This window comes from Gordonia alkanivorans NBRC 16433, assembly GCF_000225505.1.
GTDB classification, from domain to species: Bacteria; Actinomycetota; Actinomycetes; order Mycobacteriales; family Mycobacteriaceae; genus Gordonia; species Gordonia alkanivorans.
Map to the genome: position 1 here is coordinate 12,533 of NZ_BACI01000117.1, position 13,812 is coordinate 26,344.

General features: G+C 67.7%; 15 protein-coding genes and 1 tRNA gene. 8 read left to right on the plus strand and 8 right to left on the minus strand.

The genetic code is table 11. From position 1 onward, the window contains the following. Positions 1-56: 56 nt before the first annotated feature. The 8 genes from GOALK_RS20960 to GOALK_RS20995 all read left to right on the plus strand — a co-directional run bounded on the left by GOALK_RS20960 (position 57) and on the right by GOALK_RS20995 (position 6,333). Complete coding sequence (locus GOALK_RS20960) at positions 57-998, plus strand: ParA family protein (RefSeq protein WP_006360847.1); 942 nt, start codon at positions 57-59, stop codon at positions 996-998. After that, the gene (locus GOALK_RS20965) at positions 995-1,927 is read left to right on the plus strand and encodes a segregation and condensation protein A (protein WP_006360848.1); all 933 of its coding nucleotides are present in this window, start codon (positions 995-997) and stop codon (positions 1,925-1,927) included. Before GOALK_RS20960 ends, GOALK_RS20965 begins: the two co-directional genes overlap by 4 nt. Beyond that, a complete protein-coding gene (scpB, locus tag GOALK_RS20970; protein WP_006360849.1) occupies positions 1,924-2,628 on the plus strand; it encodes an SMC-Scp complex subunit ScpB in 705 nt (234 codons plus the stop codon). Before GOALK_RS20965 ends, scpB begins: the two co-directional genes overlap by 4 nt. A gap of 36 nt (positions 2,629-2,664) precedes the next feature. Next, positions 2,665-3,600 (plus strand): pseudouridine synthase, encoded by a 936-nt coding sequence (locus tag GOALK_RS20975; RefSeq protein ID WP_006360850.1) that lies wholly within the window; start codon positions 2,665-2,667, stop codon positions 3,598-3,600. Next, positions 3,597-4,292 carry a (d)CMP kinase gene (gene cmk, locus GOALK_RS20980; protein ID WP_006360851.1) on the plus strand — a complete coding sequence of 232 codons (696 nt, stop codon included), beginning with the start codon at positions 3,597-3,599 and terminating at the stop codon, positions 4,290-4,292. The genes GOALK_RS20975 and cmk overlap by 4 nt, the downstream gene beginning before the upstream one ends. Next, positions 4,289-5,728 carry a ribosome biogenesis GTPase Der gene (gene der, locus GOALK_RS20985; RefSeq protein ID WP_006360852.1) on the plus strand — a complete coding sequence of 480 codons (1,440 nt, stop codon included), beginning with the start codon at positions 4,289-4,291 and terminating at the stop codon, positions 5,726-5,728. Before cmk ends, der begins: the two co-directional genes overlap by 4 nt. Positions 5,729-5,863: 135 nt before the next feature. Further along, positions 5,864-6,130 (plus strand): GlsB/YeaQ/YmgE family stress response membrane protein, encoded by a 267-nt coding sequence (locus GOALK_RS20990; protein ID WP_006360853.1) that lies wholly within the window; start codon positions 5,864-5,866, stop codon positions 6,128-6,130. Between the two features lie 129 nt (positions 6,131-6,259). Further along, positions 6,260-6,333, plus strand: a tRNA-Pro gene (locus tag GOALK_RS20995). Positions 6,334-6,383: 50 nt separating this feature from the next. Here the strand turns inward: GOALK_RS20995 and GOALK_RS21000 are convergent. The 8 genes from GOALK_RS21000 to GOALK_RS21035 all read right to left on the minus strand — a co-directional run bounded on the left by GOALK_RS21000 (position 6,384) and on the right by GOALK_RS21035 (position 13,482). Beyond that, the gene (locus GOALK_RS21000) at positions 6,384-7,331 is read right to left on the minus strand and encodes a diiron oxygenase (RefSeq protein ID WP_006360854.1); all 948 of its coding nucleotides are present in this window, start codon (positions 7,329-7,331) and stop codon (positions 6,384-6,386) included. Next, positions 7,328-8,209 (minus strand): prephenate dehydrogenase, encoded by an 882-nt coding sequence (locus GOALK_RS21005; RefSeq protein WP_006360855.1) that lies wholly within the window; start codon positions 8,207-8,209, stop codon positions 7,328-7,330. Before GOALK_RS21005 ends, GOALK_RS21000 begins: the two co-directional genes overlap by 4 nt. Beyond that, the gene (pabB, locus tag GOALK_RS21010; RefSeq protein WP_006360856.1) at positions 8,206-10,320 is read right to left on the minus strand and encodes an aminodeoxychorismate synthase component I; all 2,115 of its coding nucleotides are present in this window, start codon (positions 10,318-10,320) and stop codon (positions 8,206-8,208) included. Before pabB ends, GOALK_RS21005 begins: the two co-directional genes overlap by 4 nt. A gap of 10 nt (positions 10,321-10,330) precedes the next feature. Continuing rightward, positions 10,331-10,762 (minus strand): chorismate mutase family protein, encoded by a 432-nt coding sequence (locus GOALK_RS21015; RefSeq protein ID WP_006360857.1) that lies wholly within the window; start codon positions 10,760-10,762, stop codon positions 10,331-10,333. Between the two features lie 355 nt (positions 10,763-11,117). Continuing rightward, positions 11,118-12,218, minus strand: a complete 1,101-nt coding sequence (locus GOALK_RS21020) for an ATP-binding protein (protein ID WP_040004404.1) — start codon at positions 12,216-12,218, stop codon at positions 11,118-11,120. 81 nt (positions 12,219-12,299) lie between these two features. Continuing rightward, the gene (locus GOALK_RS21025; protein WP_006360859.1) at positions 12,300-12,587 is read right to left on the minus strand and encodes a cupin domain-containing protein; all 288 of its coding nucleotides are present in this window, start codon (positions 12,585-12,587) and stop codon (positions 12,300-12,302) included. A 23-nt stretch (positions 12,588-12,610) separates the two neighbouring features. Beyond that, positions 12,611-12,913 (minus strand): hypothetical protein, encoded by a 303-nt coding sequence (locus tag GOALK_RS21030; protein ID WP_006360860.1) that lies wholly within the window; start codon positions 12,911-12,913, stop codon positions 12,611-12,613. Further along, on the minus strand, positions 12,910-13,482 hold the full coding sequence (locus GOALK_RS21035) for a recombinase family protein (protein ID WP_006360861.1): 573 nt from the start codon (positions 13,480-13,482) through the stop codon (positions 12,910-12,912). Before GOALK_RS21035 ends, GOALK_RS21030 begins: the two co-directional genes overlap by 4 nt. Between the last annotated feature and the right edge of the window lie 330 nt (positions 13,483-13,812).

A 13,812-nucleotide genomic window follows, 5' to 3' on the forward strand; every position in this document is an offset into this window, starting at 1 on the left:
GGGAGCGGCGGGCACGTGACCACTCCGAGCGCACCGCGGTCTGGCACCCGCCTCGAGTGTTCGGGGACGCGGTCGTGACCTCCGCGGGGGATCAGTACAGGATCCAGGTCTCACCGGGTCATGACGCCGACGAGGTCGACCACCACGCGGCCGACGAGATCGGCCCCACCGGACGTCCCTATCGCGAGGTTCCCGAACCGCGACCCCTCGACCGTCACGGTCCGGCGACGGTCATCGCCGTCTGCAACCAGAAGGGCGGGGTCGGCAAGACCACCTCGACCATCAACCTCGGTGCCGCGCTCGCCGAGTACGGCCGTCGCGTCCTGCTCGTCGACCTGGACCCGCAGGGTGCGTTGTCCGCGGGTCTGGGTGTGCCGCACCACGAACTCGAGCAGACGGTCTACAACCTCCTCGTCCCGCCGCAGGTGGCCACCGACGAGGTGCTGATGCGGACACGCGTCGAGGGACTCGACCTCCTGCCGAGCAACATCGACCTCTCGGCAGCGGAGATCCAGCTCGTCACCGAGGTGGGGCGCGAACAGTCCCTGGGCCGTGCGCTGCACCCCGTCCTGGACCGCTACGACGTGGTGCTCATCGACTGCCAGCCGTCGCTGGGCCTGCTCACCGTGAACGCCCTCGCCTGCTCGGACACCGTGCTCATCCCGATGGAGTGCGAGTATTTCTCACTGCGCGGTCTGGCGCTGCTCACCGACACGATCAACAAGGTGCGCGACCGACTCAACCCGCGCCTGGACCTCGGCGGCATCCTCGTCACCATGTTCGACGCCCGCACGCTGCACTCCCGCGAGGTGATGGCACGTGTCGTCGAGGTGTTCGGCGAGGCCGTCTACGACACCGTGATCTCCCGTACGGTCCGTTTCCCGGAGACGAGCGTCGCCGGTGAACCGATCACATCCTGGGCACCCCGCTCGGCCGGCGCGAAGGCGTACCGGGCGCTGGCGCGCGAGGTGATCGCGCGCAACCTCAAGGGCGCATGACCGTCGACACCGACCCGGCCGTGTCCGATCCTTCTGCACCCGAGGTGGACGGACCCGATGCGCCGGCTCCGGTCGAGGTGTCGGAGCCGGTCGGCGACACCCCCGCGGAGAACGACGACGCGGCTGAATCCGAGGCCCCCGAATCCGGTTTCCGCGTCAAACTCCGCAACTTCGAGGGCCCGTTCGACCTGCTGCTGAACCTGATCTCGCAGCACCGGCTCGATGTCACCGAGGTCGCGCTGCACGTGGTTACCGACGACTTCATCGCCTACACCCGCGAGCTCGGACCGGAGGTCGGGCTCGACCAGACCACCGAGTTCCTCGTCGTGGCGGCCACGCTGCTCGATCTCAAGGCGGCACGGCTGCTGCCGTCGGGCGAGGTCGACGACCCCGAGGACCTCGCACTCCTCGAAGCCCGTGACCTGCTGTTCGCGCGACTGCTCCAGTACCGTGCGTACAAGCAGGTGGCACAGTTGTTCGGCGAGCTGGAAGCCGCTGCGTTGCAACGTTATCCGCGCGCAGTCTCGCTGGAGCAGCGGTTCGAGGACCTGCTGCCGGAGGTCACGCTCGGCGTCGACGCGAACGGGTTCGTGCAGGTGGCCGCGACCGCGCTGACCCCGCGGCCGGTGCCGACCGTCGGACTCGACCATCTCCACGACGTCCAGTCGGTGTCGGTGCCCGGTCAGGCCCGGCGGATGGCGGCTTTGCTGAGCGCGTCGGTCGGGGAGTGGGTCCACTTCCGCGATCTCACCGCCGACTGCGAAAGTGGGCTGGAGATCGTCGGTAGCTTCCTGGGTCTGTTGGAGCTCTACCGCGAGCAGGCCATTACCTTCGAACAACCCGAGGCGCTCGGCGATCTCGCCGTGATGTGGACCGGTGAGCGCCAGATCGACGACCTGCGCATCGACAAGGCAGAGGACTACGGATGACCGACGGACCGATCGACGACGCGGACGACGTGAACGACGAGGCGGTGGCCGACGAGGCCGAGGTCCTCGACGATGAAACCCTGCGGTCGGCGCTGGAGGCCGTGCTGCTCGTCGTCGACACCCCGGTGACCACCGAGGAGCTGGCCAATGCCGTCGACCAGGACCGGACACGGGTGCGCGAGATGCTCAATGCCATGTCGTCGGAGTTCACCGCGGCGCGCAGCGGTTTCGACCTGCGTTTCGCCGGCGACGGCTGGCGCTTCTACACGCGGGCCGACTACGCGCCGTATGTGGAGCGATTGCTGCTCGACGGAGCGCGGTCCAAGCTGACGCGCGCGGCCCTGGAGACGCTCGCGGTGATCGCCTACCGGCAGCCGGTGACGCGTGCGCGTGTCAGCGCGATCCGTGGTGTGAACGTCGACGGTGTGATCCGGACGCTCGTCGCCCGCGGCCTGATCAACGAGGTCGGCCAGGACCCGCAGACCAACGCCACGACCTACGCGACCACCGAGATGTTCCTGGAGCGGCTCGGCCTGGCCTCGCTGTCCGAACTGCCCGATCTGGCGCCGCTGCTGCCCGACGTCGACCTCATCGACGACCTCGACGAGGAGTTGTTGTCGGATCCCCGATTCGCCAAATTGTCACCTCAGCCGTCAGACTCGAAGGTACTGGTCACCGACGGTGACCTGAACGATGACTAGATCCGCATGGATCTGCCGAACACAGGATTGAGAACAATGGCTTCCGCTGGCCGAGATGGCTCACCGGGAAAACGCCGTAAGGGCGCCCCCGCACAGCAACCGCGAACGAAGAAGACGCACCGCAAGGGGTCGTCGAAACCCAACGCCGACGTCGGGAAGATCCGGCTCAACAACGCCCGGCCCGCACGCCACCAGGTGGCACCGGAGCAGGTGAGCGGCAACGGGCCGGAATTCGTTGCCGACGGTGTCCGACTCCAGAAGGTCCTGGCACAGGCGGGTGTGGCCTCGCGCCGCGGCGCCGAGGAGATGATCGCCGCCGGACGTGTGAAGGTCGACGGCAAGGTCGTCACCGAGCAGGGTCTGCGCATCAACCCCGACACCGCGATCATCCACGTCGACGATGCGCGCGTGATCATGGACGAGACCAAGCAGTATCTCGCCTTCAACAAGCCCAAGGGCTGGCAGTCGACCATGGCCGACGACCAGGGCCGGCCGTGCGTCGGTGACGTGGTCGCCGAACGCGTGATGGCCGGACAGCGCCTGTTCCACGTCGGCCGGCTCGATGCCGACACCGAGGGCCTGCTGCTCCTGACCAACGACGGCGAGCTGGCCCACCGGCTGATGCACCCGTCGTTCGAGGTGCCCAAGACCTACCTGGCGACCCTGAAGGGTGAGGTGCCGCGCGGGATCGCTCGTCACCTGCGCGAGGGCATCGAACTCGAAGACGGCCCGGTAAAGGTCGACAAGTTCACCGTCATCGAGGTCCACGAGGGACAGTCGCTGGTGCGCATCACCCTGCACGAGGGACGCAACCGCATCGTGCGCCGCATGATGGACGAGGTCGGTTTCCCGGTCACGAAACTCGTTCGCACCCATGTGGGTACGGTCGCGCTGGGCGAGCAGCGACCCGGCAGCCTGCGTGTCCTCGGCAGCGACGAGGTCGGCGGCCTGTACAAGGCGGTCGGACTGTGACCGCTGGCACGACGCGCGTCGTCGCCATCGACGGGCCGGCCGGTACGGGCAAGTCGTCGGTGTCGAAGCTGCTCGCCGACAAGGTCGGCGCCAGCTATCTCGACACCGGGGCGATGTACCGCGCGGTGACCTTGGCGGTTCTCGACGCCGGTGTGGCACTTGACGATCCGGCCGGTATCGCCCGGGTTGTCGACGCGGTCGACATCGAGCTGATCCCCAACGGCGACGGGTCGTCGACGGTGCTGCTCGACGGTCGCGACGTGTCCGGGCCGATCCGGACCGACCATGTCACCAGTGCGGTGTCGGCGGTGTCCGCGGTTCCCGAGGTGCGCACCAAACTCGTTGCGCTGCAGCGACAGAACGCGCAGGGGCGCTTCGTGGTGGTCGAGGGTCGCGACATCGGGACCGTGGTGTTCCCGGCGGCCGACGTCAAGATCTTCCTGACCGCCACGCCGGAGGCACGAGCCGACCGGCGGCACAAGCAGAATCTGGCCGCGGGACGCGACAGCGATTACGCAGCGGTCCTGGACAGCGTGAACCGCCGCGACCATCTGGATTCGACGCGCGCGGTGTCTCCGCTGCGTGCCGCCGCTGACGCCGTCGTCGTCGACACCAGTGACAAGACCCTCATGGAGGTGCTCGACGAACTGAGCGGCCTCGTCGAGACCCGGATCGGAGTATCAGAACGGTGAGCGACAACTTCGAGACCGACCTGGCGGCATTGCCCGGAGACGGTATCTGGTCGGACGAATCCGACTGGCAGCTGACCGATATCGAGGGCGCCGACGGCGCCGCCGAGGTCGAGCACATGCCGGTGCTGGCGATCGTCGGACGCCCCAACGTGGGCAAGTCCACTCTCGTCAACCGAATCCTCGGCCGGCGTGAGGCCGTGGTCGAGGACATCCCGGGTGTCACGCGTGACCGCGTGTCCTACTCGGCGAGCTGGTCCGGACGCAGCTTCACGGTCGTCGACACCGGCGGCTGGGAGCCCGACGCGAAGGGCCTGCAGCAGGCCGTCGCGGCCCAGGCCGAACTCGCGATGCGGACCGCCGACGCGATCGTCGTGGTCGTCGACGCGACCGTCGGTGCCACCGCGACCGACGAAGCCGTGGCGCGCGTTCTGCGCCGGTCCAAGACGCCGGTGATCCTGTGCGCCAACAAGGTCGACAGCGAGCGGATGGAGGCCGACACGGCTGCCCTGTGGTCGCTGGGACTCGGTGAACCGCACCCGGTGTCGGCGGCGCACGGCCGTGGTGCCGGTGACCTGCTCGACGTCATTTTGCAGAAGCTGCCCGCGACTCCGCGCGAGACCCCGGTGCTGGGCGGCCCGCGTCGTGTGGCACTCGTCGGCAAGCCGAACGTGGGCAAGAGCTCGCTGCTGAACAAGCTGGCCGGCACCGAGCGTTCGGTGGTGGACAACGTCGCCGGTACGACCGTCGACCCGGTCGACGAGATCGTCGAACTGGGCGGCAAGGTCTGGAATTTCGTCGACACCGCAGGCCTGCGCCGCAAGGTGCGTACCGCGAGTGGTCACGAGTACTACGCCTCGCTGCGCACGCGGGCGGCCCTCGACGCCGCCGAGGTGGCGATCCTGCTGATCGATGCCTCGCAGCCGATCACCGAGCAGGATCTGCGCGTGCTCTCGCTCATCATCGAGAGCGGCCGTGCCCTGGTCATCGCCTTCAACAAGTGGGATCTGGTCGACGAGGATCGTCGCTATCAGCTCGACAAGGAGATCGACCGCGAGCTCGCCCGCGTGCCGTGGGCGCGTCGGGTGAACATCTCGGCGTCGACCGGTCGTTCGGTGCAGAAGCTGGTGCCGGCGATGGAGAGCGCGCTCGAGGCGTGGGACAAGCGCATCTCGACCGGGCCGCTGAACAGCTGGCTGAAGGACGTCATCGCGGCCAACCCGCCGCCTCTGCGCGGTGGTCGTCAGCCGCGCGTGATGTTCGCGACCCAGGCGTCAGTGCGTCCGCCGACCTTCGTGCTGTTCACCACTGGCTTCCTCGAGGCCGGCTACCGCCGCTTCCTGGAGCGTCGTCTGCGCGAGGAGTTCAACTTCGACGGTTCGCCGGTGCGCATCAACGTGCGTGTCCGCGACAAGCGGGAGCAGCGCCGCAAGCGCTGACCGCCGCCACAAACCCACCCTTTTTCGGCATACCCACCACCGCGTCGGGTGGTGCGTTTGCCGAAAACTGGTGGGTTTGTGCGTTCCTGGTGCGGCTGTGACTGATGTGGGAGGCGCTGTGAGATACTGCCTCTCGTGCTCATCTTGGCAATCATCGTCTTCGGAATGGTCATCGGTGCTCTGGCTCAGCTCATCATCGGTGGCAAGAACATGTGGAGTATCGACTGGGGTCTGGCGCTCGTCGCCGGCGTCGTCGGCTCCTTCATCGGCGGGTTGCTGATCAGCCTGATCACCGGTCACGGCATCGAACTCCACGCCAGCGGCATCATCGGTTCGCTCGTCGGCGCGCTCATCGTCACCGGCGGCTGGATCTGGTTCAAGAAGCGCTCCTCGACCAACTGACCGGCGGCGGCCGACGAGTCGGGGAACACCCCTTCTGACCAGGCGATTGGTACAGAACAGCACTCGTCGGCTAGTCTTTAATCCGCCCGCTCCGGTGGGCAGTCGAAAGACCGAGAGGTCCGAAGACAACGGGCTGTGGCGCAGTTTGGTAGCGCACTTGACTGGGGGTCAAGTGGTCGCAGGTTCAAATCCTGTCAGCCCGACAATATGCCAGCACCGACGGTGCTGGCCATTGTCGTTTGTGCCTCCGGCCTCAGCGATGCTCGAGCTCACCGAACCGGGCGAGCAACCGGTTGATCGCGCTGCAGTCCTGGAGGAAGTGCCGGCGGTCGGGGTCCTCGGCGACGTCACGCAGCATCTGATCTGCATCCGGGACCTGCTCGGCGGCGAGGATCGCCGACCACACAGCCCCATCGGTGGCGGTGAACGCGTCGACGCCGTCCCGCAGCGCGCGCGCCAGGAAGCTCCGGTCGTCCGAATCCAGCTTGTCGTGCACCATCGCGATCATCTCGGTCGCAACCGAGGCGTGAGCGCGTTCGTCGCGGCGGTGTAGCGCGATGGTGGCCTGGTGTACCGGCTGGATCGTCTGGTCCCCGGCGATCAGGCTCAGGTAGTCCGCGATCGACGTCTCCGCGACCGTCGCGAACGCCAGTGTCGTGAGCGCGGCCGCTCGTGGGGACTCCGCCTGTGCGCGGGCCTGTCGGTGTCGCCGCACCGTCGACGACTCCGGCAATGTCGTGTCCGGCAACGCCCAGCCGCGACGACGACGAGTCAGCGCGGACGCGTTCAGGTGCATCAGGGTGTGGTACTCCTCGTCGACCATCGACTGCACCACCGCCGCCCGGTCCGCATCAGAGAAGCCGGTGCCGAACACGTCCCGGAACAGCAACCCGAAACCGGGTGTCACGACGTCCTGTTCGATGTCGACGACGTTCTTGTTGTAGGCGATCCACGCCCAGGCCCGGACCCGGGTCCGGACGTCCTCGTCGAGCCGCTCCCAGCTCGGATGCCCGGCGAACGGGAGCAGCACCTCGGGATAGTCCTCGCGGGTGTCGTCGTAGAGGTCGTCCATCGTCGGTATGTCGAGCTCGGGTTCGGTGCGCCGCACCGTCGCCCGCCGTGGCCAGCTCCGCACGAGGCCGTCGATGACCGCCGACTCCACCGGGTCGGACGCGTCGTGCTCGGGCAGGTGGCCGGTCACGTGGACAGCCTCTCGAACATCCGCGCACACAGTCGCGCGTAGTCGTCCGCGTGGCCGCCCAACGGACCACCGGCCTCGGTGAGCAGTGCCGTGAAGTCGTCGGTGTCGCCCGCGGACGCAGCGGACACCCGGCACACGGCCCGCGCCAACGCCTCTCGTGCGGCGGGTGCACACGGGTTTGACGCCTGCACGTCCCGATACACCTCTGGTGTCCCGCCGGTGATCCGTGCCTGTAGTGCCGACATCGTCGTGAACGGCGGAGTGGCCAGGGCGGCTGCCTCGTCGGCATCGATTCCCAGGTCGGCGAGCGCGCACCCGAACGCCAGGATCGTCGCGTGGGTGAGGGCCTGCACCGCCGCGCACACCCGGTCGTGCCGATCGGCGGTCGTGATCTCGACCCGCGCGCCCCACCGAGACAGGTCGTCGCGCAAGCGATCCGCACCCGGACCGTCACGATGGACGACGACCGCGACCGCCCGGCCCGAAAGACCGAGGGACGGAGCGAACATCGGGTTGATCCCGACGATCGGACCGCCCCTGTCTACGTCGTCCCCGTCGAGTTCGGCGACGGCCGAGGAGAACCGCGTCTTCACCGACAACGTCTCCACCAGCAGCGCCGCCGCGTTCAGCAGAGGGATCACCGACTTCACGGCCTCCAACGCCACACCCTCCGGGACCGCAAGCACCACGACATCGGCCTCCCGCAGTCGTGACTCCGCCCCCCGGTCCGGACATCGGATGTCGTCGCCGCAGCGGGCATCGAGGACGTGCACGGTGTTCCCGTCAGCGCGCCACCGGTCGGCGAGCATCGTCCCGACGGCCCCCGCGCCTCCGGCGACGACCACCGACCGAGCACCGGGGGCGGGCGACCCGGTCACGGCTCCTTCTCATCGGCGACGGACAGGCAGCGCCGCATCGACAGTGCCTTCACCATCGTCTCCTCGAACTCGTCGTCCGGATCCGACAAGGCGACGATCGCGCCCCCGACCCCGAACGTCACCTCGGAATCGGTCGCGACCATCGTGCGGATCACGATCGACAGGTCGGCGGTTCCCGTCAGCGAGAAGTAGCCGATCGCTCCCGAATACACCCCGCGCGGACCGGCTTCGAGTTTGTCGATGATCTCCATCGTGCGGATCTTCGGCGCCCCGGTCATCGAGCCGCCCGGGAAAGCGGCCCGCACGCAGTCGACCGCGGACACACCCGCGCGCAACGTTCCGCGCACCGTCGACACCAATTGGTGTACCGGCGAATAGGTTTCGACGGCGAACAACGACGGCACGTGCACCGAGCCGGGCTCGCAGACCCGCGACAGGTCGTTGCGGACCAGGTCGACGATCATCAGGTTCTCCGCCCGGTCCTTCTCGCTGTGTCGCAGGTCGTACTGAAACCCCTCGTCCTGCACGGGATCCGCGGACCGTGGCCGAGTGCCCTTGATCGGTTTCGACTCCACCGTGCGATCTGCCCCCACCTTCAGGAACCGTTCCGGGGATGCGCTGAGCACCGACAACCCCGAGAACTGGAGCAGCGCGCTGTAGGGCATCGGGCTGATCTCGCGGAGGCAGGAGTACCCGGACACCGGGTCGAGGCCGCGGTGCACGGTTGCCGAGTTCGTCAGGCACACCTCGTACGACTCCCCGGACCGGATCTCCGCCAAGCACTGCTCGATGAGCCTCAGGTAGGTCGGGTGGTCGTGCCGGAACACGATCGGCACCTCGTGCGACTCCTGGACCAGCGGGGGAGCGGCGACCATCGGTTCGGAGGCATGATCCTGCAGCTCCCGGATGGCCGACGCCGTGTCGCGCAACCACCGCGCGGTCGCAGGGTCCACGGTGCCGGGCTCCGCGTCATCGACCGGTTCGAGTGCGAGCAGGTATGCGCACCCGCGTTCGTGATCGATCACGACGGCCCGGTCCGCGAACACCAGTGCCGCATCGGCCTGTTCAGATGCGTGGGCCAACTGGCCGCCGGTGTCCGCTTTGAGTTCGTAGCCGAGATAACCGACGTAGCCGAGACAGAACCCGAATGGCAGATCCGGCCGGGGCGCGACCGACCGCTCCCGTAGCCGGGCGTCGAGATAGTCGAAGAAGGTGCTGCGGATCTCCTCCTCGGCCCCGTCCGAATGTTCCACTCGCACGGTCATTTCCGGAATCCGGTAGGTCACGTACTCGGCGCGCGGGCCCGAGCAGTCACCCATCACGGAAAACCGGCTCCCCGATTCGTTGGCCGCCGACCCGTCGAGCCAAAAGCTGTTCGGTCCATCAGCGAACAGTCGCTCGTACACCGCAGCCGGGTCGACGACCCGGTCCACCCGCTCCGACCGCACCCGGTAGTCGTGTTCCGGCCTCATCGGTGCCGCCTCGGCCGGCCGCTCCGTGGAGGTGTTCCTCGGCGCCGCCGGTATCGGTCGCCGCATCCGCACCGGGGTGGCCGCGGCGAAGTTCGAGAGCAGCTCCCGCCCGTACTCGGTGCAGATCGACTCCGGATGGAACTGCACCCCCCACAGCGGGAGTTTCCGATGACGCACCGCCATCAGGACGCCGTCGTCCGACCACGCCTGGGCCTCCAACCCGTCCGGGACCTCCAGGACCGCCAGCGAGTGGTACCTGACTGCCCGGAACGGGGACGGAAGACCATCGAACAGGCCCTGCCCGTCGTGGTGCACCGCGCTGATCCGTCCGTGCCGAGGCTCCGGGGCCGAGACAACCGGACTGCCGAACAGGTGACACAGTCCCTGGTGGCCCAGGCAGACTCCGAGGACGGGAAGTCCGCTGTCGGTCAGGGCCCGCCCGCTGATCCCGAAGTCGCGGGCGCAGTCCGGACGCCCCGGACCGGGGGAGACCACCACGTTGTCGAATGCCGTCAGGTTCACCGACGACCACGGCGCATCGTTGGCGACGACCACCGGCTCCGAGCCGTTCACCTCCGTCAACAGGGCATGGAGGTTGTAGGTGAACGAGTCGTAGTTGTCGATCAGAAGTGTCCGCACCGCGTCCGCCTCAGTCCACGCTGGCGTCGGCGGCGCCGTCCACGGCTGTCCGCTGGACGAGGACGCGATCAGGGCCCGCATGCGCGACCGGAGCCCCGTTCGTCCGCAGTTCATCGGTCGCCACGATGAGGTCCTCCACCCGGCAGGTCTCCGAGATGAGCAGGTCGTAGAGGTCGTGCAGGAACTGTGGGGAGAGTCCGTGGTCGAGGGCGTAACGGTGGGCGTGATCGTGCACCGCTCCGACGCGGCGCGGCTGCATCACGGGAATGGCGTGGCGCTCCTTGAGGTACGCGATGCGAGTGCAGACCTCCAGCCGGGCGCGGACATCGTCGAGCAGCCGGTTGTCGATTGTGTCCAGTTCCGCTCGGAGGTCGGCGAGCTCGCGCTCGCCGAGGTCGCCCTCGGTCACCGTCTGTCCGTTGTTGCCCGTCGATTCGCTCACCGCTCGACCACCTTGCACTGTCCGAAGGGAAGTGCGGCCCGCCGACTTGAACCGCTGAAACGCGACGCGGGCCCGAACTGACACTGCGCCCGGTCCGCGCTCGCGAACCGCAACCCCGACTCGGTCCATGGTCGCACCGACCATGCGCACCACGAGGGCGTAAGCGTCACCAGGAGATCACGATTCACCAACGACACTGCCGTCACCGTCATCCGTTCGGATGGTTGGATGCCCGTTTTTTCGCACTCGGTCCTCGACGATCCCGTCCACCCTCCACCGACGGCAACGTTGTGTCACGGCCCGGGATCCGGCTCCGATCGCGCGCCGCTCGCGGTGTGACAGAGGGAGAAGACGCTCAGGCGAGCAGCGGCACCCCGACGTCGGCTCCGCCCTCTTCGGTGATCCGGCCTCCCATCCGGGTGAAGGTGGGCGTGGTGATGAACCCGCCCGCGAAGAGCGCTTCGCCCTGACGGAACTCGGGCGACTCCGCCAGCATGTGTTCACCGACGAACCCGAAGGTGTCGGCAAGTTCGGCCAGATCGCGCGGCGCGTTCATCCGCATCAGGCACAGGTTGTCGCACTGGGACAGCACGTTGGGGTGGATCTTCGTCGGCCGTTGCGTCGACAGGAGGAGCCAGAGTCCGAACTTGCGTCCCTCGGCGGCGATCTGCACGACGCGGTCGATGAGGGCCTGCTCGACCGCGCTGGTGGCGACGGGAGGACAGATGTTGTGGGCCTCGTCGATCACGATGAGCACGGGTCGCCGCTCTTCGCGACGCGCCCACAGGTGTTCGAGCGCGGAGAGGGCGGCCACCTTGGGTTCTGCCGGGTGGGCGAAACCGCCCAGGTCGAGCACGGTCGCCTGGGGGCGTTCGTCGATGATGTCGGTGGCCGCGACCTCGCCTCGAGCCCACAGGTCCCAGTCGAGGACCTGGAGATTCTCGATCCGCTTGGCCAGTCGCTGGTGACCGGGATCGTCGGACGCCCGCAGCGCCGAGATGTAGGTGCTCTGGTCGGGTGTGTCGCCGGCGCCGCCGCTGAGGGTGGCGTCGGCGTGCAGCAGGACGTTGTACTCGTCGGCATCGGCGATCGGATCCAGCTGCAGGACGGCGGCCTTCGCGGTCAACGGCAGATCGGTGAACCGCGCCCGCAACTGCGGGAGATCGCGTCGTGTCGAATGCAGCACCTGGATGTCCGATGCGGCGATGGCCGCGGCGAGTTCGGGATCGGTGGTGTCACGCGTCTCCGGAAGCCGGGTGAAGTCGGCGTTCGGATCGAGGATGAGCAGTGGCAGGCGCGTGTTCAGCAGCAACTGCTCCAGCACCACCCCGAGTGCGTAGGTCTTTCCCGAACCGCTCTGGCCGCACCAGAAGGTGTGCCGGTTGAACTTGTGTGCGGAGAGGACGACGTCGGACGTCGCGTCGTCGCGATGGCTTCCCACTGTCAGCTGAACCACGCCTGAAGAATACGGCGTCGAGGGACACGGCACCGACTCGCAGCGCCGCGCGATGTGTGCCGGACTTTCGCCGGGAGATCGTCAGAGCCGCTCGACCTCGACGAAGACAATCGTGTTCGTCGAACCCCGGTTCTCCACGCGGTGTTCGACACCGGCGATCCGGGTGTAGCTCTCGCCGATCCGGAGTTCTGCGGCGATCTCCGAACCGTCCGGTGCGACGGCATACATCGTGTCGTCGACGAGCGGTACGACGACGTAGTCGTGCTCATGCCGGTGCATGGGGATGGCTCCACCCGGCTCGATGGTCCACCGGGTGACTCGGAACCGTCCGTCGTCCTGCTGCACCTCGGCGTGTGAACCCGTGCCCATTGCGTCCTCCGTGTCGTCGATGCTCACCTGCCGGCGTGCCGCAGGTGCCCGTACAGGGCCGCGCGGTAGCCGCGGGTGTAGCTGGGTTCCTCGTCGTCCGGGTCGGGCGGGCAGTCGAGGGTCGACGACGCGAGCTGACGTGCCCACGGTGCCGGGAGAGCGCACAGCGCGGCCTCCGCATCCTCGAATCCTTTCTGGAACAGATCGGGATCGAGGTGCTCGTCGAGGTCGGCATCGTAGATCGGGAAGGAGGTGGGTAGCCGGGTGACGACTCCGTATTCGGTGACGATGTCGAGTTCGGGAAATTCGTTTTCGTGGTTCGTCAACGGACCGTGCGCCTTTCGGCGAGCGTGCGGTAGAGCGTCGCACGGCTGACCCCCAGTGCCTGGGCGATCCGCGGCACGGATTCGCCTGCGGCACGCATCTGTTCGGCGCGGAGCACCTGCTCGTCGTCGAGGACGCGGGGCCGTCCGACCGTCGACTCCGACCGCCGGCGCGTCGTCAGTGGTCGCGCCGAGGTGAGCGCGGGGGAGGGGTCGTCGAGTTCGGCCAGTGAAGCCAGGACGCCGACGACCATCGCGCCGGTCGGATCGTCGGTGTCGATGCCCTCGCGCAACGAGCGGAGACCGATGCGTCGTTTCGCGAGTTCACGTGTGATGGCCATGACCTCGCGGATGTTACGGCCCAGTCGGTCGATGCCCACGACCACCGTCGTGTCACCGGCTCTCGCATAGTCGAGTAAGGCGTTCATCCCCGCCCGACGGTCCGCGGGCTGCGCCCGATCGGCGGCGTCGGTGTAGATCCGACCCGGATCCACCCCCGCCTCGGTCAGTGCATCGATCTGTGGTCCGAGAGCGTGCGCTCCCGGGGTCTCGCGCGCGTATCCGAGGGACATCCCCGGTGCGCCACCTCTCGCTTGGTCCGTCACGAGAGGGACTCTATCTCAAAAGTCTCGATACTGATTCTGAGACGCGCCGGGAATTCGAGACGTCGGTTGCAAAAGTCTCGCGATAGGAGCCATTTCGAGATCGTCTGTCGCAAAATAGGGGTCTCATAAGTTTCGAGACGTGACCTTGGGGGCTGGACTGCATCCGGGCCCGGTCGCCGACGCGGATCCGGCTGAGCGTCATCGGCCGAAGTCGTCGAACCCTGATCGACATCGCGCGCGACCTCATCTCGGCATGACAGCACGAAGGGCCTGGTGACGGAATGTCACCAGGCCCTT